The 23,598-nt window shown below is 27.6% G+C and carries 30 protein-coding genes and 1 pseudogene; 12 read left to right on the top strand and 19 right to left on the bottom strand.

Annotated elements, in window-relative coordinates:
* Positions 1 to 4: 4 nt before the first annotated feature.
* The gene (locus A9601_RS16735) at positions 5 to 463 is read right to left on the bottom strand and encodes an EVE domain-containing protein (protein WP_011819043.1); all 459 of its coding nucleotides are present in this window, start codon (positions 461 to 463) and stop codon (positions 5 to 7) included.
* 1,077 nt (positions 464 to 1,540) lie between these two features.
* The gene (locus tag A9601_RS16730) at positions 1,541 to 1,816 is read right to left on the bottom strand and encodes a DUF3764 family protein (protein ID WP_041484568.1); all 276 of its coding nucleotides are present in this window, start codon (positions 1,814 to 1,816) and stop codon (positions 1,541 to 1,543) included.
* 160 nt (positions 1,817 to 1,976) lie between these two features.
* Here A9601_RS16730 and A9601_RS16725 point away from each other — a divergent pair, with 160 nt between their 5' ends.
* The 3 genes from A9601_RS16725 to A9601_RS16715 all read left to right on the top strand — a co-directional run bounded on the left by A9601_RS16725 (position 1,977) and on the right by A9601_RS16715 (position 5,035).
* Positions 1,977 to 2,498 carry a hypothetical protein gene (locus A9601_RS16725; protein ID WP_011819041.1) on the top strand — a complete coding sequence of 174 codons (522 nt, stop codon included), beginning with the start codon at positions 1,977 to 1,979 and terminating at the stop codon, positions 2,496 to 2,498.
* A gap of 206 nt (positions 2,499 to 2,704) precedes the next feature.
* On the top strand, positions 2,705 to 4,432 hold the full coding sequence (locus A9601_RS16720) for a polysaccharide biosynthesis/export family protein (RefSeq protein WP_225866254.1): 1,728 nt from the start codon (positions 2,705 to 2,707) through the stop codon (positions 4,430 to 4,432).
* A 294-nt stretch (positions 4,433 to 4,726) separates the two neighbouring features.
* Complete coding sequence (locus A9601_RS16715) at positions 4,727 to 5,035, top strand: hypothetical protein (RefSeq protein WP_025932142.1); 309 nt, start codon at positions 4,727 to 4,729, stop codon at positions 5,033 to 5,035.
* Positions 5,036 to 5,062: 27 nt separating this feature from the next.
* Here A9601_RS16715 and A9601_RS18830 read toward each other — a convergent pair whose 3' ends face one another.
* Entirely contained in the window at positions 5,063 to 5,233 is a 171-nt protein-coding gene (locus A9601_RS18830; RefSeq protein WP_011819038.1) for a hypothetical protein, read from the bottom strand.
* A 300-nt stretch (positions 5,234 to 5,533) separates the two neighbouring features.
* Here A9601_RS18830 and A9601_RS18825 point away from each other — a divergent pair, with 300 nt between their 5' ends.
* Both A9601_RS18825 and A9601_RS18820 read left to right on the top strand, forming a co-directional pair.
* Complete coding sequence (locus tag A9601_RS18825; protein WP_167315831.1) at positions 5,534 to 5,698, top strand: hypothetical protein; 165 nt, start codon at positions 5,534 to 5,536, stop codon at positions 5,696 to 5,698.
* Between the two features lie 77 nt (positions 5,699 to 5,775).
* The gene (locus A9601_RS18820; RefSeq protein ID WP_167315830.1) at positions 5,776 to 5,934 is read left to right on the top strand and encodes a hypothetical protein; all 159 of its coding nucleotides are present in this window, start codon (positions 5,776 to 5,778) and stop codon (positions 5,932 to 5,934) included.
* 552 nt (positions 5,935 to 6,486) lie between these two features.
* Here the strand turns inward: A9601_RS18820 and A9601_RS16710 are convergent.
* The 10 genes from A9601_RS16710 to A9601_RS16685 all read right to left on the bottom strand — a co-directional run bounded on the left by A9601_RS16710 (position 6,487) and on the right by A9601_RS16685 (position 13,939).
* Positions 6,487 to 7,353, bottom strand: a complete 867-nt coding sequence (locus tag A9601_RS16710) for an LOG family protein (RefSeq protein ID WP_011819034.1) — start codon at positions 7,351 to 7,353, stop codon at positions 6,487 to 6,489.
* Between the two features lies 1 nt (position 7,354).
* The gene (locus A9601_RS16705; protein WP_011819033.1) at positions 7,355 to 7,873 is read right to left on the bottom strand and encodes a hypothetical protein; all 519 of its coding nucleotides are present in this window, start codon (positions 7,871 to 7,873) and stop codon (positions 7,355 to 7,357) included.
* A gap of 79 nt (positions 7,874 to 7,952) precedes the next feature.
* Positions 7,953 to 8,099 carry a hypothetical protein gene (locus A9601_RS18815; RefSeq protein ID WP_011819032.1) on the bottom strand — a complete coding sequence of 49 codons (147 nt, stop codon included), beginning with the start codon at positions 8,097 to 8,099 and terminating at the stop codon, positions 7,953 to 7,955.
* A gap of 202 nt (positions 8,100 to 8,301) precedes the next feature.
* Positions 8,302 to 8,559, bottom strand: coding sequence for a hypothetical protein (locus A9601_RS18520; protein ID WP_032555741.1), 258 nt, complete (start codon positions 8,557 to 8,559; stop codon positions 8,302 to 8,304).
* Between the two features lie 356 nt (positions 8,560 to 8,915).
* Positions 8,916 to 9,056, bottom strand: coding sequence for a hypothetical protein (locus A9601_RS18810; protein WP_002806251.1), 141 nt, complete (start codon positions 9,054 to 9,056; stop codon positions 8,916 to 8,918).
* 263 nt (positions 9,057 to 9,319) lie between these two features.
* The gene (locus A9601_RS18805; protein ID WP_011819027.1) at positions 9,320 to 9,475 is read right to left on the bottom strand and encodes a hypothetical protein; all 156 of its coding nucleotides are present in this window, start codon (positions 9,473 to 9,475) and stop codon (positions 9,320 to 9,322) included.
* Between the two features lie 76 nt (positions 9,476 to 9,551).
* Entirely contained in the window at positions 9,552 to 9,755 is a 204-nt protein-coding gene (locus A9601_RS16700; protein WP_011819026.1) for a hypothetical protein, read from the bottom strand.
* A 120-nt stretch (positions 9,756 to 9,875) separates the two neighbouring features.
* The gene (locus tag A9601_RS16695) at positions 9,876 to 11,483 is read right to left on the bottom strand and encodes an ArnT family glycosyltransferase (protein ID WP_011819025.1); all 1,608 of its coding nucleotides are present in this window, start codon (positions 11,481 to 11,483) and stop codon (positions 9,876 to 9,878) included.
* 220 nt (positions 11,484 to 11,703) lie between these two features.
* A complete protein-coding gene (locus tag A9601_RS16690) occupies positions 11,704 to 11,916 on the bottom strand; it encodes a hypothetical protein (RefSeq protein WP_011819024.1) in 213 nt (70 codons plus the stop codon).
* A 1,636-nt stretch (positions 11,917 to 13,552) separates the two neighbouring features.
* Positions 13,553 to 13,939, bottom strand: coding sequence for a DUF3804 family protein (locus tag A9601_RS16685; RefSeq protein WP_011819022.1), 387 nt, complete (start codon positions 13,937 to 13,939; stop codon positions 13,553 to 13,555).
* 322 nt (positions 13,940 to 14,261) lie between these two features.
* Here A9601_RS16685 and A9601_RS18800 point away from each other — a divergent pair, with 322 nt between their 5' ends.
* Complete coding sequence (locus A9601_RS18800; protein ID WP_225866253.1) at positions 14,262 to 14,420, top strand: hypothetical protein; 159 nt, start codon at positions 14,262 to 14,264, stop codon at positions 14,418 to 14,420.
* A 31-nt stretch (positions 14,421 to 14,451) separates the two neighbouring features.
* Here A9601_RS18800 and A9601_RS16675 read toward each other — a convergent pair whose 3' ends face one another.
* The gene (locus A9601_RS16675; protein ID WP_011819019.1) at positions 14,452 to 14,832 is read right to left on the bottom strand and encodes a DoxX family protein; all 381 of its coding nucleotides are present in this window, start codon (positions 14,830 to 14,832) and stop codon (positions 14,452 to 14,454) included.
* A 191-nt stretch (positions 14,833 to 15,023) separates the two neighbouring features.
* Here A9601_RS16675 and A9601_RS16670 point away from each other — a divergent pair, with 191 nt between their 5' ends.
* From A9601_RS16670 to A9601_RS16665, 3 genes are all read left to right on the top strand, one after another.
* Complete coding sequence (locus A9601_RS16670) at positions 15,024 to 15,509, top strand: hypothetical protein (RefSeq protein WP_011819017.1); 486 nt, start codon at positions 15,024 to 15,026, stop codon at positions 15,507 to 15,509.
* Between the two features lie 555 nt (positions 15,510 to 16,064).
* Positions 16,065 to 16,208 carry a hypothetical protein gene (locus tag A9601_RS18795; RefSeq protein ID WP_011819016.1) on the top strand — a complete coding sequence of 48 codons (144 nt, stop codon included), beginning with the start codon at positions 16,065 to 16,067 and terminating at the stop codon, positions 16,206 to 16,208.
* 84 nt (positions 16,209 to 16,292) lie between these two features.
* Positions 16,293 to 16,877: a DUF1543 domain-containing protein gene (locus A9601_RS16665; protein WP_011819015.1), complete on the top strand. Its 585-nt coding sequence runs from the start codon at positions 16,293 to 16,295 to the stop codon at positions 16,875 to 16,877.
* A gap of 72 nt (positions 16,878 to 16,949) precedes the next feature.
* On the opposite strand, the gene A9601_RS16660 is transcribed toward A9601_RS16665, so the two are convergent.
* Positions 16,950 to 18,155, bottom strand: a complete 1,206-nt coding sequence (locus A9601_RS16660) for an LptF/LptG family permease (protein ID WP_011819014.1) — start codon at positions 18,153 to 18,155, stop codon at positions 16,950 to 16,952.
* 934 nt (positions 18,156 to 19,089) lie between these two features.
* On the opposite strand from A9601_RS16660, the gene A9601_RS16655 reads away from it, so the two are divergent.
* Entirely contained in the window at positions 19,090 to 19,296 is a 207-nt protein-coding gene (locus tag A9601_RS16655) for a high light inducible protein (RefSeq protein ID WP_011819012.1), read from the top strand.
* Between the two features lie 656 nt (positions 19,297 to 19,952).
* Here A9601_RS16655 and A9601_RS16650 read toward each other — a convergent pair.
* Both A9601_RS16650 and A9601_RS16645 read right to left on the bottom strand, forming a co-directional pair.
* Complete coding sequence (locus tag A9601_RS16650) at positions 19,953 to 20,093, bottom strand: high light inducible protein (RefSeq protein ID WP_011819010.1); 141 nt, start codon at positions 20,091 to 20,093, stop codon at positions 19,953 to 19,955.
* Positions 20,093 to 20,200 carry a high light inducible protein gene (locus A9601_RS16645; protein ID WP_011819009.1) on the bottom strand — a complete coding sequence of 36 codons (108 nt, stop codon included), beginning with the start codon at positions 20,198 to 20,200 and terminating at the stop codon, positions 20,093 to 20,095. Before A9601_RS16645 ends, A9601_RS16650 begins: the two co-directional genes overlap by 1 nt.
* 576 nt (positions 20,201 to 20,776) lie before the next feature.
* Here A9601_RS16645 and A9601_RS16640 point away from each other — a divergent pair.
* Positions 20,777 to 21,400 (top strand): DUF938 domain-containing protein, encoded by a 624-nt coding sequence (locus A9601_RS16640; RefSeq protein ID WP_011819008.1) that lies wholly within the window; start codon positions 20,777 to 20,779, stop codon positions 21,398 to 21,400.
* 44 nt (positions 21,401 to 21,444) lie between these two features.
* On the opposite strand, the gene A9601_RS18790 is transcribed toward A9601_RS16640, so the two are convergent.
* Positions 21,445 to 21,606, bottom strand: a complete 162-nt coding sequence (locus A9601_RS18790) for a hypothetical protein (protein ID WP_011819007.1) — start codon at positions 21,604 to 21,606, stop codon at positions 21,445 to 21,447.
* A 117-nt stretch (positions 21,607 to 21,723) separates the two neighbouring features.
* Positions 21,724 to 22,890 (bottom strand): annotated as a pseudogene (locus A9601_RS16635) (fatty acid desaturase).
* A gap of 517 nt (positions 22,891 to 23,407) precedes the next feature.
* Between A9601_RS16635 and A9601_RS18785 the strand changes: the two are divergent.
* The gene (locus A9601_RS18785; protein ID WP_011819005.1) at positions 23,408 to 23,548 is read left to right on the top strand and encodes a hypothetical protein; all 141 of its coding nucleotides are present in this window, start codon (positions 23,408 to 23,410) and stop codon (positions 23,546 to 23,548) included.
* The last annotated feature ends 50 nt before the right edge of the window (positions 23,549 to 23,598 follow it).

The following is a 23,598-nucleotide window of genomic DNA, read 5'->3' as shown; positions in this document are numbered from 1 at the left end:
ATTTTTATATTTTTTCTAGCAGTATTTTTGCAATGTCATTTCTGACAGGCAATATAGATAACCTATTTCCTTTTTTTACGACTAATAAATCATCCTCATTAAATAAAATCTTTAATTCAGGTAAACTTAAAATCTTATTTGATTTAGAAATGTATTTTACTTTTACACAATCCCATCTAGGATTATCAGGTTTCGATTTTTGATCAAAATATTTTGAATCTTGATCAAATTGAGTAGGATCAATAATATTTAGATCTATTACCTCCATAAGTCCCACAATACCTGGGGGTTTACAATTCGAATGATAGAAAAAAACTTTATCTCCTTTATTCATTTTTCTCATGAAATTTCGAGCCTGATAATTTCTTATTCCATCCCATAAAGTTACACCGTCATTTTTTAAATTATCTATGCTGTAAGCATCAGGCTCACTTTTCATTAGCCAGTAGTTTATTTCAGTCATATCAGTTAATTATGAGAAAGTTACAATGTGTGAACAGTGTGTGAACAGAGTGCGTATTTAGTCTTCTCTGCAAACGTTCAAATCATCGATTTATTTAATCTAATTTACCGTAAATAAATTAAACCTAAAAGTGTATAGTTACAGATCGCTTGAGAGATACTTTTTATTTATCCTCATTAATCTGTAGCTATTGAGAAACCTAGTTATAGCTTGATTCTTGACCTATCTGTTCACACAGAATTGATTATCTGTTCACATAGGGGTTATAAATTAAAGCTATTACTAGGTTTTGTTCTCTCTCAATAGAACAACGCACCCAAAGCTTAAGCCGCTTCTGGAGCGAATATTCTGCTGTTCTCCCTCCAGTATCTGCAGCCCTTAATTAGGTGATCACCTTGAGGAATAAGCTTTTGATGAAAGGGACAAGTAAGGATGGTGACACAAGAACTTGTCGTGCTGTACCTGAAGTGATTGCAAGTAATACAAATCTTCCGTCGTTTTCTTACTAATATTTCGTCCTCTAGATAACCCCATTCCTGCCAGTACTCCATAGCTATATAGTACAAGTGTACTAATATTTATAGCAACTGAAAAGGGTAAGAGTCAACAAGTTTATTTGCCCTTTAAAAGGATAGCTCTTGCTATGTTCCATCTCCGCTCGAAAGACTCTTCTCTGCTTGATTCTTCTATCTGTTGCCTTGCTTATCTACACCGTTGTAATAAACGCCTAGAACATTTTCTACAAAGGGTTCAAGGGCTTACTTTTTGATTTAAGAAGCTTTGTGAACTCTTCCATCAACCTCTCAAGCTTGTCACTCTTTAGGTTGTTTATCCACATTGAACCCTGATGATGGAAAGAATAACCTTCACTACTTCTTCGCAGCTGAGCCAAGGATGAGCGTCTTTTATTAGTTGCGTTCTGTCCATTTTTATTTAGTCTTAATTATCTAGCTATAGTTTTCAAAGGGGTATAGGGGGTCAATTCTTTTGGCGATTATATATAAAAACTAAGAGAGATTTATTTAATTTTTTCAGATTGCCTGAGATCTTATCAATTCATTGCATTTAGTTAGCTTTTTATATCCAATCTGAAACTTCTATTGTTGAGATATTAACTCCATGAGTAGCTATCCAAGAGCCATGGGCTTCAAAGAACTTTTGCATATTACCTTCCGGAGCCTGATGGATAACAATAACTTTTTGAGGATTTTTCTTGCTTTGACCTCTATAAAGAGGCTTGATATCAAATTCAGAAAGTCTTTCACTTGATTCCTTGCTATCAAAAAACTTTAACCATTCATCAAAAGTAGATCCAATTTCAAATGTGAAGACAGTTGTTAGATTAATTGTCATACAAAATTGACTCATCTTTAATTACTGATGAATATAACTAGTAAATAATTAGAAATCTAGTAATTTATCTGAATCCCAATTTTCATCGTTAAATTATCATTAGGTGGGCCTATTAAAAATCGAATAATTAAGTACAATTAAATAGATATCATTATCAGGATTGACAAAGAGACATCAGTTAAATATCAACATAGATGAGGCTTTATTAAAGCAACTAAAATTACTCGCATTGTCTGAGGATTTAGCTTTAAGTGTTTTTATAAGAAATTCGCTTAGAAAAATAGTTTCTAGTAAAAAAGAAGATTTTCCAAATAAGAAAAATCCCTTTTCGGAAATGGACGCCTTGAATTGCACTAATTTCATGAGAGCAATATTTCAAAAGAAGCGCGTTAAAAAGCCTTATTCATCCGATCTAGATGCATTTAATGAGCTTTTAACTTATATAGAATCTTCCAAGCAATGGACTAAAGATTATACAAAACGATTGAGAGAAATTTTGCTTGACGACTCAAATCCTCCTTGGAATGCAAATGAATTAAATGCCATAACAAGAAAAAGAGAATGTGAATGCCCAATATATTTAGGATTAAAAGATTGGACTGGTTGTAATGAGTATCCTTCTCAAGATTTAATTTGTAACTTAGGAGGCTCCTTGGTTTTACTTATAGAAAATCAAATTTAAAAATAAATTCTGATTTGAAATCCTAATAAAAATTAAAAATGAACATTAATTTATGAATATTCAAGTATTTAAAACCAAGATTTTTGTCTGAAAGATTTTTATAGACTAGATTTATAGCAATAAAAATGAAATATTATTTGTTTTGTTACTATATTAATAGTAATTTACTAGTAATATAAAAGGAAAGAAGATTAAATTTCTTGTTCTTGACTTATCAAAAGGAAACAAAAAAAAATTTTTCAAAATTGCTTTCATTTAGAAGTAATTTGAACTTCCTTTTTATTGTTAATTTTTTAATATCTATTTTTATATTTGATCTAGCGAATGCAGACAGTGATGATGCAACTTTAAAAATTAATACTGAACTCGTAGTAGATTATTTAGAATCAAAAGGTGAAATAGAAGTCCTCAATCTTGATTCAGAAGTTATTGAGCTTATCCCAGAATATGCGAAAAAAAGAACTGAGATTGATATTGATTATTTAGATCCAAAAAATGAATTAGAGGATTATATTGTTGATACTGGAGATTCTCTATTAATTACATTTAAAAATAAACCTAGAGGTTTAGGATTAATTGAATGGGAATATGATCCTGAGAGCATATCATATTTGAACCCTAGAAATGACTTGAGAAACTATAAATTAGATGAAGGAGATACTATATCGATTCGATTTTTAAACACTCCCGAACTAAACGGTAACCATACAATTGATCAGGAAGGAGAAATATATATTTCTCTATTGAAATCAATATATATAAAGGGTCTCAACATATATCAATTAAAAAATTTATTAGAAAAAAAATATAAGGAATTTCTTATTGATCCTAAAATTGATATCAAAATTTCACGATTTAGATTTATAGGTTCTGGAATATATTCAATTAATAACGAAGGAGAGCTAATGCTCCCACTTCTTAAAGAAACTTACGTAAGGGGGTTAACTACAAATGAAATATCTAATTTATTAAGTAAAAAATATTTAAATTCGGAATATATTTCTTCAGAGGTGGAAATTAGAATAGCTAACTTTAAAAGTCAAAGAATCTTAATATCTGGCGAAATAAGAAATCCTGGAATCTATACATTCCCAGCTTATAGTTCTGGAGGGTTTCTTGCAGTAGAAAATATAAAAGATGAATCATCTCAAAAAGGAGAAATGGGAAATGATACAGGAGACTCTATTTCAAAAGAAATTGATGGGAATAATATTACTCAAGGACAAATGAATAGCCGCGAATTAAATGCATCTTTAAATCAAAATGCTCAGAACAACACTAATATGAAAAATTTTCAAATAAAAAGTCCATCTGAAAATTTCACTTCTATCTCTAATGCAATTAGAAAAGCTGGAGGAATAACTTCTAAAACTGATTTGTCCCGCATCGAAATAATAAGAGATATACCTATAGGGAAAGGAGGTGGAAAGCAAAGAGCAATAGTCGACTTTACTTCTTTTCTAAATGAAAGTGATCCTACTAATGATATTAGATTATTTGACGGAGATAGAATATTTTTACCAGAACTCGCATCAGCTTCTTCAGATATTATCCCAAAATCAATTCTAAGCGGTCTTTCTCCAAGATTTATAACAGTTAATATTTTTGGTAGAGTAGAAAATCCTGGAACTGTAAAATTGCCCCTAGAGGCTTCCTTATCAGATGCTATTAATTTGACTGGACCAATAAGACCTTTATCAGGAAAAATTGTTTTGATAAGGTATAACAAAGATGGCACAATTTTAAATAAAAATATTTCTTATTCTGACAAAGCAAAAAAAGGTTCCCAAAGGAATCCTTTTTTGAAACAAGGTGATTTAATATCTGTAAAAAATAGTTTACTGGGGAAAACTACAGGAGTTATTAGGGAATTTACAACACCATTTGTCGGAATTTATTCAACTAAAGAAATAATTGAAAGTTTTAATGAATAGGTTTTTTTTTATGGCTTATGTCTCTGTAAGTTTAAATCGGTACTTAATGTAAATTAACCTAGTTCTATATTATAAATTAAATCTTAAATTATGTAGATAAACTTATATTGAGCTCATTTATATATAAGTTATATAAATCAAAAAAAGTAGTCTTTTTTACCAATTAAATCTACCTGTTATTGAATAAATATATTTGTACTTGAAAAGCCAATAAAAAGTACTTTTTCTTGAAATAAAGATTGACAAGACATTCATAAAAAAAACTTTTATAAAGCATTAACTTCTTTTATGAATATGTTCCTAACCAACAAGACTCGTTTAAAAATTAAGGATATTGTAAAAAGGATTTCACTTGATGAACCTGTTGCATTGGAAGAAAGAATTTATGTAGAAAAGTTTGCAAAACATAATTCAACTATATGGACATGGCTTAAGAAAGCTAATAGCTTGAGGAGATATGGCAAACAAAAATCAGATGGAATAAATGGACTTATCCAGAATCTTGGCCTTGATGGTTTAGAAACTGAAAATCATTTCGATCCCAAAAATGATGATCTTGCTGATTGGTTTAGTGGATCTCCTGATTGGGTTAGAAGGAGCTAATTGCTCTTCGTTTAAAATAAATTCAAATTAATAATGAAAAAAGGGAACTTCCTCAACTTGTCTTGGAGCATAATCACAAATTCCGAATTGCATACATTCCATTTGAGCATCAGTTAGTTTTCTCTCAATTGATAATGTATCAAACAAACCACCAAATGCATGTTGAATTTTATTTTTAATTAGATTTCCGTAAGTCATAATTAACCCCCTTTTTTAGAAGTTATTTAGTATTAGTTATATACAAGAAGCAAGAGTTTTAATACCTAAAATACAAACTATAAATTAATCTTTTTTAAAATATTTCACTAAATTCATAATCAGTATTTTTGCTCTAGGAAATTTTGACTATAACCTCTAATTTAGACCTGCTAATTGGAGGTTTCACTTCATGAGTACTTACAAAACGAAATACTTTAAAAACACAAAAAAAATCAATAATACTCTCTGGTTGGATAAATTAATTAATCAACTTGAAAAAAAATCAAAGGGAGTTTGATCATGAATACATTTAGAAATAAACAATTCAAAAATGAATTAGATCCTAAGTATGCCTTCTATGATTGTCTTCGTAGTTGCGAAATTAAGAGTAATTATGAAAAGTCCTTAGAAGAATGCGTCGAAAATTGTGAACATAGTCCATTACCAAAGAATCTCGATGGCTAAAAATAGGAATTTAAACTCTATTCAATACTTATTTTGACGTTGTAGGATTTTTATATAAATTTAAGGAGGGTAATCTTATGACCAACCTCGCAATTGAGCTACTTCTTCTAATTGTAGTTTTAGTAAATTTTGGAGCGATTCTTACAGCTAACATTTATTCTCAATCACTAAGAGAAATGCAACGCAAGAGATTATTTTGTAGTGAATCTATAAGCAACCCATATTGTATTGTTTGATAAATTTATTCCAAACTAATGTCTCAAAAACTAGTTTCAAATATTAAAAGTTAACTTACATCAAATTTAAAAATAAGGTGTGTATGGAATTTCTGTTTTTAATGCATCGCCATAGTAACTTTCAGCTGACTTTAGTAGGATCCAATAAATAAAATTTAGAAATGATTTTTCCATAAAATTATAAATAACCTTTCCTAATTCAAATCAGAATTTCAAATAAAAACATCGTAGAAAATACTTAACTAAAGAGATTTAGGTTTTCTTAGTTAATTTGTGATGGCAGGTTTGTCTGAAATGCTACTAAAGCTTGTTTTATCAATCGATTTGGTAATATTGCTTATTGATTCCTTTAATTTCTGAAGATATATTAAATAAAATATAAAAATAAGAAATTTATGAGTACTCAAAAAAGCCAAAGCCATAAAAGACAAGAGCAAAATAATACAGAATGGTTAGATGAATTAATCAATAAGATTGAAAGCATGAAAAACAAGATATCAAATACTTATTAATCATTCTTCTACATTTGTTATCAAGTCAGCTTATAGTTTTCTAGGTTGGCTTTTTTGATGATTTGATAATTTTCCATGCTTCTGATGCCGTGTCTGCATATTGGAAAAGGTTTAAATGTTCATCTTCAATTAATCCAAGATCAGCTAAATATTCAAAGTTAATTATCTTATTCCAATACTCTCTACCAAAAAGTATGATTGGGATTTTTGTTTTCATTCCTGTTTGACAAAGAGTCAATAGTTCAAATAATTCATCTAGTGTTCCAAAACCTCCAGGAAAAAATACGGCAGCTACTGATCGCATAACAAAATGGATCTTTCTTAATGCAAAATAATTAAATTTAAAGCAAAGACCGGGAGTTATAAAAGCATTTGGTATTTGTTCATTAGGGAGACTGATATTTAACCCTATAGACTTACAATTTGCTTCAAATGCACCTCTATTAGCAGCTTCCATAATTCCTGGCCCCCCACCTGTAACAATCACATGCGAATTACAGTTTTTATTTTGATTATTAATTGAAGCAAGCTTAGAAAACTCCCTTGCAGATTGATAGTAATGACTCATTATAAGCAAATTTTCTAATCTATTTAAATTTCGTTTTAGAAGTATCGATTTAGGATTTTTTTTAATTAACTCTTTTATATTTTCAATTCTCTTTTTTGTATTTGACTCTTCTGTAATGCTTGCGCCTCCAAAAATAATTATGGTTGAAAGAATTTTATTTTCTTCAAGGATTAAATCTGGTTTCGTAATTTCAAGAAGCATCCTAACTCCACGCATTTCATTTCGGCTAAGTAAACCATTATCTTCGTGAGCCAATTTATAAGTATCAGAATTAATAATTAAATTCAGGTTTTTTAAATTATTAATTTCATGAGATATATGCTTTTTGTTTTTTTTCATTTCAAACAAGAGTTTTAACTTTTCTTTCTAAAGGATTTAAATAGACTCTTTTGATTTTGTTATTTTCGTAAATCCAATAAACAGGAGGACTTTGTCTTGCCTTAATTAAATTAACTTTGTCTAATTTTTGAGGGATAAATTCTTTAGCAGGATCAAAAAATTTATCTCTTTTGGGTTGGTTTAAAACAATACTACCTTCTTTCCCTGAGATAGATCTGTGATAAGTTCCTATAGGAATTTGTAATGCTCCCATAGATCTATTTAAATAAATCACATGATGAGGTTCATCCCAGGAAGGATTTATTAAAACAAATTTCCTTTCTCCAGTGATTACTAAATTGTGGTCAATTTGATGATTGTGAACGTAATATTGCTCATCTTTTAAATCATCTGGAGGAGATATAGCTTCCCCAGAATGGATCACAACATCAGAACCATTAGAACTATCTATGCCTGCATCAAAGAATGTGACTTTTGGAGTCTCTCTAAAAATATTTATTGGGAAGAATCTTAATTCCATAGTGCTAACTCCCTTTTAGAAAATTTATAAATACAAATAAAAATTTATTTACTTTTAAAAAACAGCTATTTTTTGATTTCTAATTGCAACAAACCAAGCAATCTTCTTGATTTGGATAATCTATACATTCTTTGTTTAATGTTTCTTCTAAGAAATCTACTTTCTTAACATAATCAAGATCTTTTAATTCTTTTTTTGGAACAGTGAATTGAGTTTGAAGTTTCATTTTCTATTCTCCTAATTAATACTGTTTTTTGAATCCATTCCAAGTTTGAGAAAACCTTAATCCCAGATAAGAAATTAAAATTGTCCAAAATAAGATTTCTATACCTAAATTAGTCATTTGCTTGGCCTCCTTTCTGTCTGATTATTCTTTAGTACGGGTATTATGTAAAAATCAAGCGTAAGAATACCTAAAAGTTAAAGTATTAATCACAAAAAATCTTGCAATGGTTGTTACTCGGATGTTCTGCACATTCGTTATTCCAATAAGCTTCAATTTTTTTAAGCTTATTATCAAATGAAAGGTTTTTTTTATCCAAATTAATTTCTTGGATAGTAAATGTGTCATTTAATGCCATAAGACTTACCTCTTGACTACACCTATGTTCTAATTCATTTGAATAGTAAATTTCAAGTTTTATGTGTGCGGTTAGAGGAACAAAATTGTACGGATTAAGGATCAAAAAAAAATCTCAAATTATGAATAATTGCAATGAAAATATCCTTAAAAAATTTATTCCAACTTTAAAAAAATTTGTATAAATTTTGCTTAGAAATTTTATCTCTTTAATACTTTCTCAGGTCTAAAAGTATCTATCATTCATCTAATCTATCTGCATATTCTCTTAAAATCTCAGCCATCTTCTGAGGTGGAATTTCTTGTTGATATTCTCTACATAAATCAAAAAATTTATCTAAGAAATCTTTCATTGAAGAGGAAATAAAAATTAGCGTTTCATTTTAAAAGTAAAGTATGCAAACCCACCAAGCAATAAAAGACTCACAACTCCATAGGTAATCGCTATGCCGTACATGTAGGTCATTTATTTATAAAGACATAAGCAGAATATAAATAAACTAAGAAAACTCCAATAGCAATAGAACTTCCATAAATAAGAAAGTTCCAAAATCTATATAATTTAGGTTTTTTAAATTCTTTTTCTTCTTCTTTAGTAATCATCTATTTTCTTTTTCTTCTCTTGCAGCATTACCTTTTGCTCTTAATACAAAAGTTATTGTAAGGGCAGCGCTTAATATCACAGCATCAATTAATAGGTGCGGGGAAATATTCATCAGCTGAAAAGAGAAATAAGAAGAGTCATTATCTTTTCATAAATAAATCTATTAAACATTAAAGTAGAGGGGTTCATCCCTCTAAGTTTAGATCGACTGTCAATCACTGACTATTTTAGATTTTAGCTTCTTTAACAATCATTATTTTATTTAGCCAGAGCAAGAGAAGGAACCTGCAACTATATTTTTAAAAATTGGCGCTTGACCCAAGGCATACAAAAAGAAAGTTGATGATACTAGAGTAATAGCTATTTTCGAAAGTCTATTAAATTTTAAATTTGATACTTTTGAAAATGCAGAATTCATTTATTAATTTATTTATTTAACTTACTATAACTGCATAAAATAGATATTCAGCCTCAAAATTTACCAAAGAAAAATTTTATTGCTCCTTTTCTTTAGCTTGCATTTTTATAAGTTCAAATTCTTTTTTAGAAACTATTCTGATTTTGTATTCTGGATACCTTGTCTTCCACCATTTATTGATGGCAATAAATACTCCTTCTAAATCTTGGGCACAAATTTTTACCCATAAAATCTTATTTTCAACTTCTTTATAGAATTGCCAACTTGTAGCTGAAGCCATTAAATTAGTTAATCAAATGTAAGTGATATTTTATTTTTAAATTATTTGCTATTGATTAAGTTAAATACTTTGTTCATAACCGAATCAAGATTTGATTAATTTTATAACAAACCATAATTTTTAATTTATTTTTATGAGGTTAATATCTTTAAATTCTTTCAAATTTATAAATTCAGTTCTTATTGAATTATTTAATTTTTTCATATCTTTGTTATTTATAATTCCATAAATTGGCTCTATTTTAGGGATTTGCTCTTTTTTAATTATCCTGGCCTGTGGGAGATAAAATTTCAATAAATTTAAATTTTTATTATCTAATTCACCTATAATAAATATCTGGTTATTATTAATTATTTTTTTTATATCGGGCTGATAAATAAAATCTTTTATTTCAGTATTTGGGTTTCCTATTGTACCATTAATAAAAAGCGTATTTAGTATAAAAATTTGGATAAAAAATATTGATAATATATTATTTATATTAATAGATTTTGAATTAGTTTTATATATTAGATTTAAAGATAGAATCAGTGATATTAATGATAAAAAGGAAATTATAAATCCTTCAATTAAGTAGAATTGATTAAAGATTTTTAAATGAAAATTTAATATTGATATGAAAAATATTAAGGAACTTATTATCAACATTAATCCTCCAAATATTCTTAAGATCAATTTTGATTCATATGATTTTTTTTTAAATGATTCATAAATTCCAAAAGAGGCATTTGATGCCAATAAAGGAATAGTAAATAATCCATAATGAGAATATTTTGAAGCTGTAAACATCAGGAGAACAATATTTATAAAAGGAGTAAAAACTAATAAAATTTGAATTTCTCTGGATTTATTCTTTAGGATATATCTAGTCCCATTAATTAAAAAAATAAAGAAAGGTGTAGATAGTAAAATTAGATTCCTTGGATAAAATAAAAAACCCTCTAATATGTTATTTTCAGTTAATGTTTTTGCCTTTAATAACATATATGGCCTTATTAACGAATCAACTCCATATGTTCGATATGAAATGTAGTAAAAAATAATTAGAGGTATTAAACCTACAAAAAATCCAATAATCAAATATCTCGTATTTCTATATCTTAGTTTTTTTATTTTGAAATAAATCAATGGAAATATACTGACTAAAGGTAATAGTTGTAAATAACTTCTTACAAAAAATGGAAGTGACAGAAAAAAACCGCTTAAAAATAGAAATTTATTTTTATTTTTTTCTTTTAAAGAATTACTTGTTTTTAGTAAAAATAAAATACCTAATAAGTTTAAAAAGATATAAAGTGTATCAGGACTACAATATTTGCCGTAGCTGAACCAAAGAAATGATGAAGATAATGTAAAAATGGATATTAATCCAATTTCTAAAGTACTTATATCTTTAATTATTTTGAACAATACAAATGAAGAAAGTATTGAGAATATATAACTTGGTAATCTTGCTGAAAATTCACTGATTCCGAACATTTTAAAACTCAATGCAATTAACCAATATGAACCAATAGTTTTATGATGTGCCTTTTCAAAAGGTGTGAACCAATTATTAGAATCTATTATTAATTTTGCTCGATTAGCATAAAGAGACTCATCGTGAGCCACTAAACTATGATTCTCGATAAAAAATATTGAACAAAAAGAAACCAAAAGAAGAATAGATATTAAAAAAAATATAAGCCTTTTATTGATAACTAAATTTTCTTCTTTTAGGTTCATCATTATTTATAAAAAAAATTCATTATCCAATAATGTTTTTTATTAAAGGAAGTTAAAGGTAAATACATTTTTTTAAACATTAGCTTTTATAAAAAGAAATATCTAATGGAAGAAGGGGCCATAGAACGACCCCTCTTGGTGAAACTCTTCCAAAGAAACACCTTTAAAATATTACTCTGAAAGATGTAATGTTTAACAAATTAACATAATTAAGGTTAAGAATTTATGCGGCCTTTTTGAAGGGATTAACATTTCTTAAAAAGTTATTTCTTTTGTGGGTGCTCATTTTTCTATATCTTTGATTTATGTCCATGATATATTTTCTTGCTTTTTTATCACTTTCAATTTTCTGTTTTCGAAGACGTAAAGACCTTAAATCTTCTATTGAAAGGAGGTCATCATCTCCATTGGAAATTAAATTATCAAATCTCATCATATTAAGAAATTAAGTATCTTCTTTAAGTGCAAGATTACCAACCTCATCTTTATTTGCAATAGAGATAATTAACCAATTTCATTCGAATAAGTTAATAAATGTTTAGTAAGTTTTTTATTTAAATATTAAAACCTTCAAAAAAAATTTCTAAAATCAAGAAAAACTTTTGGTTGAATTAGATGGAATTTTTACTGATACCAATGATTCGCCATAATGAGATTCGGCTGATCTGATTAGTAACCAGTAAAAAAAGTTAACTAAAGCTTTCTCCACGAGGATTTAGTAATTAATTTAAATAACCTAATAATTTTTGTAGTAGCAATATACAAAAAAATATTATCAAGTAATCAAGATATTTATCTCATAAAGCATAGATTCATATTAGGAGAGAAAATTTAAGATTTTAGGCTTTAGGTGGCGGACTAAATCCTCTTGGAGTATTGGACTTTACCCCGCTCTATTTTTTAGCAAAAAAAATAGTACTGCAAGGTAACTAGATCACCAATTATTCTATTTATTCTGAATAAGCATTTACGGCTTAATTGATCAAAAGTAATTGAGCGTATGTTGGTTTTTTTGTATAGTTTGGCTACAAAAATTTAGTTATATCAATCGATTCAGTATTTTTGCTCATTGATATATTGATTCTTAGAATAATATTATTATTGATGCCTAAAGAAGGTTTAATTTTGAAAAAAATAATTAAATTTTTTAAACTACTTAAGAGAAGAATTGACATTCGTAACGCAGAGACTGAATTGAAATTTATATTGGAAAATAAATAATGGGATTCCCACATTGCCCTATTTGTGTAGTTCTAGCATTTGTTTCAGTTTTTATGGGAGTTACTCGTAGTTATATGTTGTGTATTCTTGTTCGGGAGTTTATGAGAGCCGAATCTGCTTTTAAATTGAAGTTTAGTTTCTATTAATTGTTGACATCTAAGTATAAATACTTTATAAATGGATTGTAGTGAATACTACAAAATCGTCCGATCTACCATCTGATAGACCGCAGTACGACTCAAGCCATAGGACGGGGACTTGAGCAAGTTCAGGAGCTGCATCATGGTAAACATGTATTTCAATGGAAAGTCTTTCGTATATTGTAGAAAACAAGAAGAAAAGATTATAAAGCTTACTTATAGAGGATCTATTTACTTGAAATAAGATTTCTAATTTCTTTTTTTAAAAAAGTTTGGACATTTATTGACCTTTTTGGATTAAGTATTAATTAATACTTTATAAGAAGAACTTATAGTGGATATATTTTTTGCCTATTTAAAAATTCATATATTCGTATATTTAGTAACGAGAAATTAATTTTAAAGTAACTATTTTTTAATTAGATTTTCAAAAGGTTATGCAACCTATTTCTGAAGAACTTTACAAAAAAATAGTTGAGAGTTCTAAAAAATGAGTAATTTATTAATTGCCTTATTAGCTTTAGATATAGGCGTTAGCCTGTCTAAAGTTTTTATTTTTACTTGAAAATCAAATTACTTAGCATAAAAACAGCAATTGTTTTCTAAAAAAGAAATATTTACTGGGTATTCTTTATTTTATAAAATACAAAATTAAACTAATAAAAGAACTACCTACAAGTAGTAGTACCATCAACAGCGCTATTAACTTAGCTAGTCCCATAAAGATAAATCCGAATTTCCGGTAGATCTTTGCATCCAGTGAATTTTCCAAACATTATTTACTTTTTTAAAAATGGATGTCACTGTTGGTAAGTCGTCATTAGGAGCCCCTTTGTAAGTAAATTTTGAACCTAGTGTAAAGATGCACATTACGATATTTTCGCTTAAAAATTCGAATCTGTGAATTTTGGTTATTTCTGCCTTTTCTTGAACTATATCACCAGTAATCATTTGTTCGAATCCCTTTGCATCTATTGGATTACCACTCGGTCTTATGAATAAAAATTCTGGAGTAGCATTGTCAACAAAAAATGATGCCATTTTTTTTGGATTAGCAAACTCATCTAATAATGAAATTATTGTTTCTTTATCATTCATAAAAATAAGGGGAGTAACCTTTCTAGTTTAGATCTACTGTTTTAAATGTACAAATCGAAATGAGATAATTTTAAAAAAAATTCGTTAGGATGTTTGAAAGAATTAGATTTTAATTTAAATCATGATCAATTCATTAAATAAATTATTGCCCGTTAGCAAAAAGGTAAAAAAATATTTGCCTTTATTTATTGGATTTAAATTACTCACATTTACAGGCTTTCTTACTTATTTAATGAATCGCTAATTGATAAAACCTTAAAATAAATTTTAAATAAATTAAGATCTAGTGAATAAAGAAGAACGAATTAAAAGATTTAAGTCTATGTCGAGTATACAAAGACAAGAATTGATTTTAAAGAAGATGAAAGAGAGAGGCATAGATGTAGGAAGCGGGGTTCCTAATAAAAAATACGATAGCAATGAGGTTTATGAATTAATTCATATTGCGAAATGCTTTCCAGAACTAAGAAAGAAAAAATAATAAAATATGTAGGTTTCTTTAATTAAGTTAATTATTTTGGTTCCCTTATTGCAGTAATAATTAATCCACCTATCAAACCTAGATTCATAAATACTGCTCGTTGATGGAAAGGGAATAAATGAAAAATTATTGTTGTTGGAATAAGAAATAGTAATAAAAAGACTGTACCAATTTTTTGATTTTCTCCAAATATTAAAAAACCCGAACCCAAGATAAGACATATAATCGCACCTACTAGAAGAATAGATGAAATTTGATCGGGAATACCTTTTGAAGAAATATATTCAACTGTTCTTTCAAAATCATTTATTTTGCCTGGTATTGCAGAGATAAATATTGCTGAAATTGATACTCTTGCAAAAAAATCTAAAAAGGATCTGATACTTTTATTTTTTAAAAAAGTTTTTTTCATACATTTATTATAAGAAAAAATTTTTTTTAAATACTTAATTAGTTCGAAAAACTTTTAAAGTTTTCTAAAGAGTTTTAGCTTAATTAATAGAAATTTTTTTAATTGATTTGCATCTTTTAAAGGACATTAAAAGTTATTTTAAAATTCTCTTTTTATATTTATGCAATAATAAAATCTAATTTAAAATAAATATGTTTAAGAAATTTCTTCTAACTTCTTTTTTACTTTTTGGTTCTCTCATAACTATATATCCCTCAAAAAAAGAAAATACTAATTTTTTCGATTATTGTTTTACTCTAGAAAAAATAATTTCTAGAAATTCAGTAGAAAAAAGTAAGAATCTATCGAATAATTTTAAGCCTTTAGCAAAAGATATTACTCTATTTGGAACTAAGAAAACTAAAGGTAATTTGGCTAACAAGATAATTGATCAATATAAAAAATCTAAAAAATTATTCATTGTAACTTTAGTGCCAAATCAAATTTATTGTTTAGCAGGATATTGGATTGAGGCATCAAATCCAGGTAAATTTGAATCGATTTTCTATAAGAAAAGTAAACAAAAAATAAATGAATATAAAAATATAAAAAAAGAAGTAGACGAATTTATTAAAGATATTAATTTAGAATATAAATCTATAAAAAAAGAAATTAAAGATTTTTTTTTAGAAAATTAAAATTCTTTTTCTAATTCAATTGTTTTAATAGTTTTGTAAGTTACTCCGCTGGAAAATTAATTATTTTGACTTTCTAGTGCCACCATAGGAATAATTTTTATTTTTAGAAATTATACTCCAACATTCTTTACAACAAAAAATCCAGTCCGTATGAACTATGGATTTAACTCTGTAATGAATTTTATCTGGCTTACGACATGAATCACATTTTTTCATTTATCTATTAACATTTAAGTTTATTTTAGATAAGCGAAGTTTGATTTTAAAAGATTCACGAAAAAATTTTTATCGTGTCATTATAAATATGCACTCAAAATATCCTGGAGCAAAGCAGTGGTTTTGTTGAGTGCGATTATTTCTTGATGCCTTAAAATAAACCAAATGTTTTCTTTATATTTTTGAATTTAACCGAATAATTGTATAAACTTTTTTGAATTTTATTTATCTTTATTGCAAAAGAAAATATTTGATTATACATCGACATTGGAACTTTAAAAAGAAACTCACGAATCTTATTTTATTGATTTTAAGATGATTTTATAAGATTTTAAAATTATGAACATTTATCTTTTTTGGATATTATTTTTATCATTATGGGCAATAGTTCCCATAATGATTATCAAAGGTAGAGTGGACGAAGCTCCCAAGATTCAAACTTCACCAAAAGTAAAAGCAAAGAAAAAAGGCTGGTTCAATTAAGATAATCTTTTACTTAGAACAATAATCTGCAAGATAATCTTTGATAATTTAAATTTAAGTCAAATTAAACTTTATTTCTTAAAAGTGGAAAAAATAGAAAATAATTTTCTCTATTTGGTTGTCCTTGGAGGAAGAGTAAAAAAAGCTAATATTGAACTTCATGATGTTAGATGGGTTGTTGGGTCTAAAATTGAAGATACATACGATACTTTAAGAAAGAATTGGTTTGGATCTTCAAAAGGTTTGCATATCGATAGCTATAAAAAAATACAATATTTAGATGGTTATAAGATAAATCTTCGAAATATTGAAAATTTGAAAATAAACAATAACAAATTTTCTAATAAGAGTAGCACTAAAAAGAATTTATGGTTCGTCAATATTGGAGGCTATGATCCAACTTCTATGCAAGAAAAACATGAGTTTGGATTAGTTATAGCTACAAATAAATTAGAGGCAAAAAATATAGCTAAATCTAAATGGCTTATTGGGTGTAAAAAAAAGCATAAAGATGATCTTGCTTCTTTAGAAACATTAATTAGTTGCGATGATTGTAAACTAATAAAAAAGATAGATAATTGGGCAATAGAATTAACTCAAGATAAAAACTTTATTGAAGAAAAAAATTATCCTGATTGGTATGGATATCAAAAGATAGATGGGAAATAATGATTTAAGACTCTTTTAATTGCAAAAGAATTTTGCTTAATGATTTTTATTATTATTTATAATTTTAAATATTTAAAAAGAACTTGATTTTCTTAACAAATAAATTCCACCTCCCAGAGAAATTAAGACAGGTAACCATGCAGCAAAAATTGGAGGTAAAATACCTTTTACTCCGAAGGAACTAAATATAAATGACATTACATAATAAATTAATATAAGAATTACGCTCAATCCAAATCCCTGGCTTTTTGAAGATCTTAAATTAGATTTAGATCCCAGACTGCTTCCTATTAAACCAAAGACCAAGCATGCAAAAGGTAGAGTAAATTTTTCTTGAATGCGGACTTTCATTCTTCTAACCTCTTTCAAGTTTCCAGTTTTTTTATAAATTTTTTCTGCTTGTATAGCCTGCTTTAAAGTCATTTCATTGGCATCCTTAGGTACTTTTGCTAACTCCATGGGTCCTTCCACAAATGGATATTTATATTCTTTAAATTGAATATTTGTAGTTTGTCCACCTGAATCAATTGATACAATACTCCCGTTAGAAAAAATCCAAGAAGAACTTTTTTTGTCAAATCTTCCAGAGTTTGCTTTTAAAATTTGTTGAAAATCTTCTCTGGAAAAATCTAATACTGTAACGTTTTTCATGATCTTGTTTTCATACCATTGGGAATAAAAAATATGAGTGAGTTTAGAATTATTTTTTGTTGGTTTTTTAGTTTCGGAATTTATTCTGGATCCATATCTTGAAAACATAATGTTTTCTTTTCCTTTTTCTTCGCTGAAAGAACTTCCTATCCCTGCTCTTAATGTTGTTTCAGCTAACTTGTTACTTTTGGGAACTAAATTATCGTTAAAGTAAAAAGTTAATCCTGTCATAAATATTGAAAGAGCGATAGCTGGAGAAATAATTCTTGAAGTTTTTATTCCCAATGATTTCAGTGCTAATAATTCAGAATTGCTTGATAACTTTCCATAGGCTAATAAAGTAGAGAGTAAAACTGCCATCGGGAATGACAACACTAGAAAGCTTGGTAAGCTAAAAAAGAGAACTTTTAACGCTAGAAAAAGTGGTAAACCATACTCAACTATTTTCCTTATTAGATCGAACATTACCCCAACAGATAATGAGATAACAGTAAAAGCAGAAATAGCAAATAACATAGGGGGTATTATTTGCCCAAGTAACCATCTATCGATTAGAGGTATTGAATACCAAGGACTAATTAATTTATTAATAGTTGATTTAATTAGTGATTTATTTGAAAGTTTCAAAAGAAATTTATTTAATTTGTGCTACCTTTCCCAGCATTATAAAATATCAATGTTTTATAAAACAATATAAAATTTGCATAAAAAAAATTTTTAATTTAGTTATTTAAGAAAAAATAGTTTATTAATACTTGCAGTAAAACAAAAAATTTGGTTTCTTTAAGAAGAAAGGGGGAAAGAATGAAAAATAAAGCTTTTATAAACGAATGTAAGTGTGTACACTGCCAACAAAAAATAGATCAAATTAATAATTCAATGTTCTATTGGGATAAATTGATCTTAAGAAAAAAGTCAGCCTAGATAGTTTAAAAATCTGTTATTTATTTATAATAATTAAGTTTTTTGATTCTTAATGTTGTTCCTCATGAAAACAAATCCATTTACTTAGCCTTTTGATTTTTCTTGTAGATAATATTTTCTCTATTCAAAAGAAAAAGGATAATAACAATGCAAGAGGGGATGAGAATAAAATCTAAAGACATAACTTTTTTTAACTCTATTTTTTATTTAGCAATAAAACTATTTATTGACATTTTATGTTCGCGTAAAAATTAGATTTGGTAGAAAATTGCTTACTACTTGTTTAGTTTATTTATTTGCTTTTAAAATTGAAAGAGCTTGCAGGTATCCCACAGGCAAGCTCATGACGAACTAGTTAAATTCAGATTTGTGATTTAACCAGGCAAGCACTTCCTAAATGCTTTTTATATTTTACTAAGTAAAATTACTCACTGTGAGTATAAATGCTCATTTTTAGAGATTTATCTGTAAATTTGATAATTAAAGGGGATTTTATTAAAAAATCTGACCTATTAATTTTTTTAAACAGAAATTTCAAATATTGACTCGTAATTGCTTGGGGATTCAATGATTGAAGTCTTTTAGTTTACATAAGTTAATATTTATGTTACTTTAGTTAACAATTATTATATTTTAAATGACGAAGTCTGGAGTTACTACAGAATCAGGTGGAAGACAAAATATGTTTCCATCAGAAACTAGGCCTTATATTGATGAATCTGTATCTTATGATGGGTATCCTCAAAATGCTGAAAAAGTAAATGGCAGATGGGCTATGGTAGGTTTCGTTGCACTATTAGGTGCATACATAACAACAGGCCAGATAATTCCAGGAATTTTCTAGTTCCTCGATTTCTGTTTTTATAAGCTATTTTTAAAAAATTTAAAAGAATTTAAATAAATTTAGAATTAATTTTTATTCAATTAACCTCATTCTTTTAGCAATAATTTATTTATTTTAAATTTGAAAATAAGAAAAACCAAATAAACGTTACCGCATTCAGGCTAAATATTATTCCTAGAAATATGTAAGCAAATTTTTTGCCTATAAATGCTGTATCTGGTTCAAGCTTTACTCTCATTAAATCCTCAAATTATTTCGATAAAGATAGCATCAAATAACAGATAAATTTATGATTTAAAGAAGAAAAATAATCAAATTAATATTTATGTTTTTATTTATTTTTTAAAATTCAGTTATCATAGGTTTTCTGCTTTCTGGTTGGGAATTTAATTTATTGATATTGTTTCTTGTAAAACTTTCTTAGTTTGAGTAACTATTTATGCCCAACTAAATTAATAAAATTAGCCTAAATAATATAACTAATCTTTGGAATGACATTGGATCCGTTAAACAATCAATATCGTAAGTTAAATTTTAGAATTAAGACAAAACGTTATACTGATTTTTAAACCTTAACTAAAACATAAAGTTTGATATCAATTATAAGATTAGAAAAAAAGTCGAGTTTAACTCGACTTTATGGAAAAAAATTTTCTTTAAATAAACCCTGGTATGATTTGACCTGTTGTTAGGTATGCTCCTATTAGAGCGATAAAACCGATCATTGCGAATCTTCCGTTAAGCTTTTCAGCAACGATTTTTTCCTTTTCGACTATTTTTGTTTCGTTATTTTTCATTAGAACCAACCTGGAATAATTTGACCAGTGGTTACGTATGCACCGACTGCTGCAACGAAACCTAACATTGCTGCCCAACCGTTAAAACGTTCTGCTTTTGGAGTCATTTTTTTAATAATTTGTAAACAAATATAACATATTTTTTATTAATGTAAAGAAAAAAGAAATTTTTTTCTTACTTAATTAGGTAATTTTATGAAAATGCTACATATATGTATCGAAACATACCATAATAGTTTTTATTTTTTTTTCTGAGATTTTTTCCAATTTGAAACAAAATAAATGTAAATTATTACCTTTTTCTTTTAAAATTAAATCCTCATTCAGAGGTAATTTTAATTAATATAATACAAGAGTCAGCTAGTAGGGATACAGGCTGACTCTTTTTTTGAGCATTTTTGGTTTTGACTAAAAGTAGTTTTTAGAATTCAAATAATTGCTATTAATAAAATAGTTATAAATTAATTTATGTCATTCGCGACTTACTACATGCACTTAATTTTTGGAAAGATTCCTTCTCTAATGAGTTCTGATTTAATACTTTATATCTTGCCTGCTCTTACAATTTCAATATTATTGTTTAGTCTTAAAATAATGTTTTTCAAGACTCCTAAATTAAGAAAGGTTAAATAATCAACGATTTTAGAAATATTCTTTTTATCGAAGCGCCCATTTTTTTAATTTTGGATAATAGACTGTTTTATTCGTCAACTCAAAGAAATAGAGACTGCATTGGTGATGTACTCTCCAGAATTATAAAAAAAGGTTCAGTATTGGAAATCGGGAGTGGCAGCGGTGAACATGGAGTGGTTTTTCAAAAACGCTTTCCTGGAATAATTTGGCAAACAAGTGACCCAGAGTTAGTGCATAGAAAAAGTATAAGTTCTTGGATTGAGTATGAAGACCTAACTAAGAATATGCCCCAGCCTCTTGAGATTGATGTAGAAAAAATTCCTTGGAAAATTCCATTGAGATTAGCTCATTCTTTGCAAGGAATAGTCTCTATAAATATGATTCATGTTGCACAGTGGTCTTGTACTGTAGCACTCTTTAGAGAGTCAGGAAAATTACTCAATAAGGGGCAATTTTTGATTTTGTATGGGCCATTTAAAATTTGTAATAAGCATACAAGTGAAAGTAATTATTTTTTCGATAATTCTTTAAAAATGCAAAATGGTCTATGGGGTATTAAAAATCTTGAGGAAGTTTGTGATGAGAGTAAGAAAAATGGTTTTTCTCAAGAGGATATTATTAAAATGCCTGCAAATAATTTTTCGATAATTTACAGAAAAATTTTTGATAAATGAAATGTAAATATTAATAAGTTTTGCGAATGCAGCATATTAGATGATCAACCTGATAGTTTTTTGCTCCATTCTTTATGCTTTTGATCTAAATCTGAAATTTTTTCGCCCAAACTCAACTGTCTTTCTAATAATTCAACTTTTGTAAGTGTTATTTTTTCCGAATAAAATTTAATAGGCTGATTACCATGCAAATTGTCGCCACTCATAGAATTACCAAAATGTAAGTATTTTCTAAGATGAAAAGTTTGTTATTGCTAATTCTTTTATATTCTTTTCAGATTTGCGCAAATTAATGTGATAAAGAATTGAAACTTATTATGTTTTTAATCGACCATTTTGTATGAAGATTGCCAAATATATCTTCCTCTCTTAATGTCTGACTTAACAGCAACGCAATTGCAAGCAATATTCCATAGAGCTTTGTGTATTGGGTCAGGATTAAAAAGATATGCTTTTTAAAAGGCTTTTTTAATAAAGACAGTTGCCTTTTTTGCATGATAATGAGGGATCGTTGGACATACATGATGAACGACATGGCTAGAACCTATATTATGGTGAAGAAAATTAAGGACTCTACCGTAAGGCCTGTCAATAGACAGAAATGCGCCTTTCATAAAGGAAAATTCCGTATTTGAAAGATGAGGCACATCTGAATCTGTATGATGAAGCCATGTATAAACTACTAGCCAACAATTAACCACTAATAAAGGGCCAAAATACATAGCAATTACTGGAAATAATCCATACTTGAAAACTGAATAAACTATGCCCACTAATGTTAAACATACACCTATATCTGATATCCAAACTTTCTTGGCCCATATTGATGGCCATAATGCTTTAGAAAATGGTTTTATTGGCCAAAAATGATTTGAAGTACCATATTTAAGCCCTCCTGTACTTCCTGTAAGTAAATAAGCAGGCCAGCCAAATATTAGATGTAAGACAAGTTGAAGAATTCCATATTTTTTCTTACCTAAGGAATTTGAAAAATGTAATTCTTTTTCTCCGCCAACTTTTTCTGTAACTCCATTCCCTTTTATGACCAATGGGACGTGAGTTTCTCCATTGGTTATGTTATTTGTGAATCGATGATGAATAGCATGAGAACGCTGCCAAGAAAAATAAGGCACTAGAAGTAATGAATGTAGGAAATAACCAGTAATAGACTCCAGCGTCTTGTTTTTAGAGAATGCTCCATGCCCACATTCATGGGCAATTACCCAGAATCCCATTGCAGTGGTGCCTGATAGAAATGCGTAAATAATCCAAATTGGGATCATTTTTGGGGTAAATGGAATAGATAACCCTATCGCAACTATTAATAATTGAATTAAAGTTGATTGTAAAAGATACCTCAAAGAAGTTTTGGTATTGCACTTAAAGTAGTGATCTGGGATAACATCCTGAAATTCTTTTATGCTTGGAATATCTTTATCCTCTATTACAAGCGCTTGGCCTTTAAGACCTGAAAATTTTATATTACTCAAATTTTTTTTTGGTTAAGAATAGTGTTAAATAAAAGTGAATTTATAAATTCTATTATCCATCAAAGGATCTCATAATGAAAAGAATTTATAATTTTGTTCCAAATATTTTTTATTTTACTCTTTTATCGCAATCTTATTAATTATTTCTTTCTTTTTTATGCTGATTGCCTTTGCTCTTCTTTAAAGCTGAATTAATTTAAAGACCGCGTATGTACCTCTTAGGTAAACCAGATTGTTTACGTGGCTTTACTAAAATAGGTAAGACAATAACTCCTACGGTAAAAAGACAGATTGGAGCAACTACCATCAATATAGATTCTAGAGACATAAATAATTTTGAATTTATTAATAAATAGCAGGATTTTTTTTTAAAGTCATGCGTATTTATATCTATTTTGTGAGAATAGATTCAAAATTTTTATAAATTATTAAGTAAAAAAGAAAAAAAGATTAAAAAAAATCAATTTTTTTACAATCCATCCTATTTAGTTAATCATTACCTAAATAGAGATTAGTTATGGATGAAGAAAAAAAGTGGATGCTTATGACTTATTATTGTCCAACTTATGGTGATTCAGGTTTAGTAAAACCGATTCAACTAACAAAAAAAGAAATTAGTAAAACATTCTTAAAAAAAGGTAGGAGTTCTAAAAACTAATTTTTTAAAATAAAAACTAAGATATTTTGAAAATGTTCTAATTCTTGATT

Source organism: Prochlorococcus marinus str. AS9601 (assembly GCF_000015645.1).
Taxonomy (GTDB): domain Bacteria; phylum Cyanobacteriota; class Cyanobacteriia; order PCC-6307; family Cyanobiaceae; genus Prochlorococcus_A; species Prochlorococcus_A marinus_O.
The sequence above is the reverse complement of the archived record's forward strand: the minus strand, read 5'-3'. Positions and strand labels throughout refer to the sequence as shown.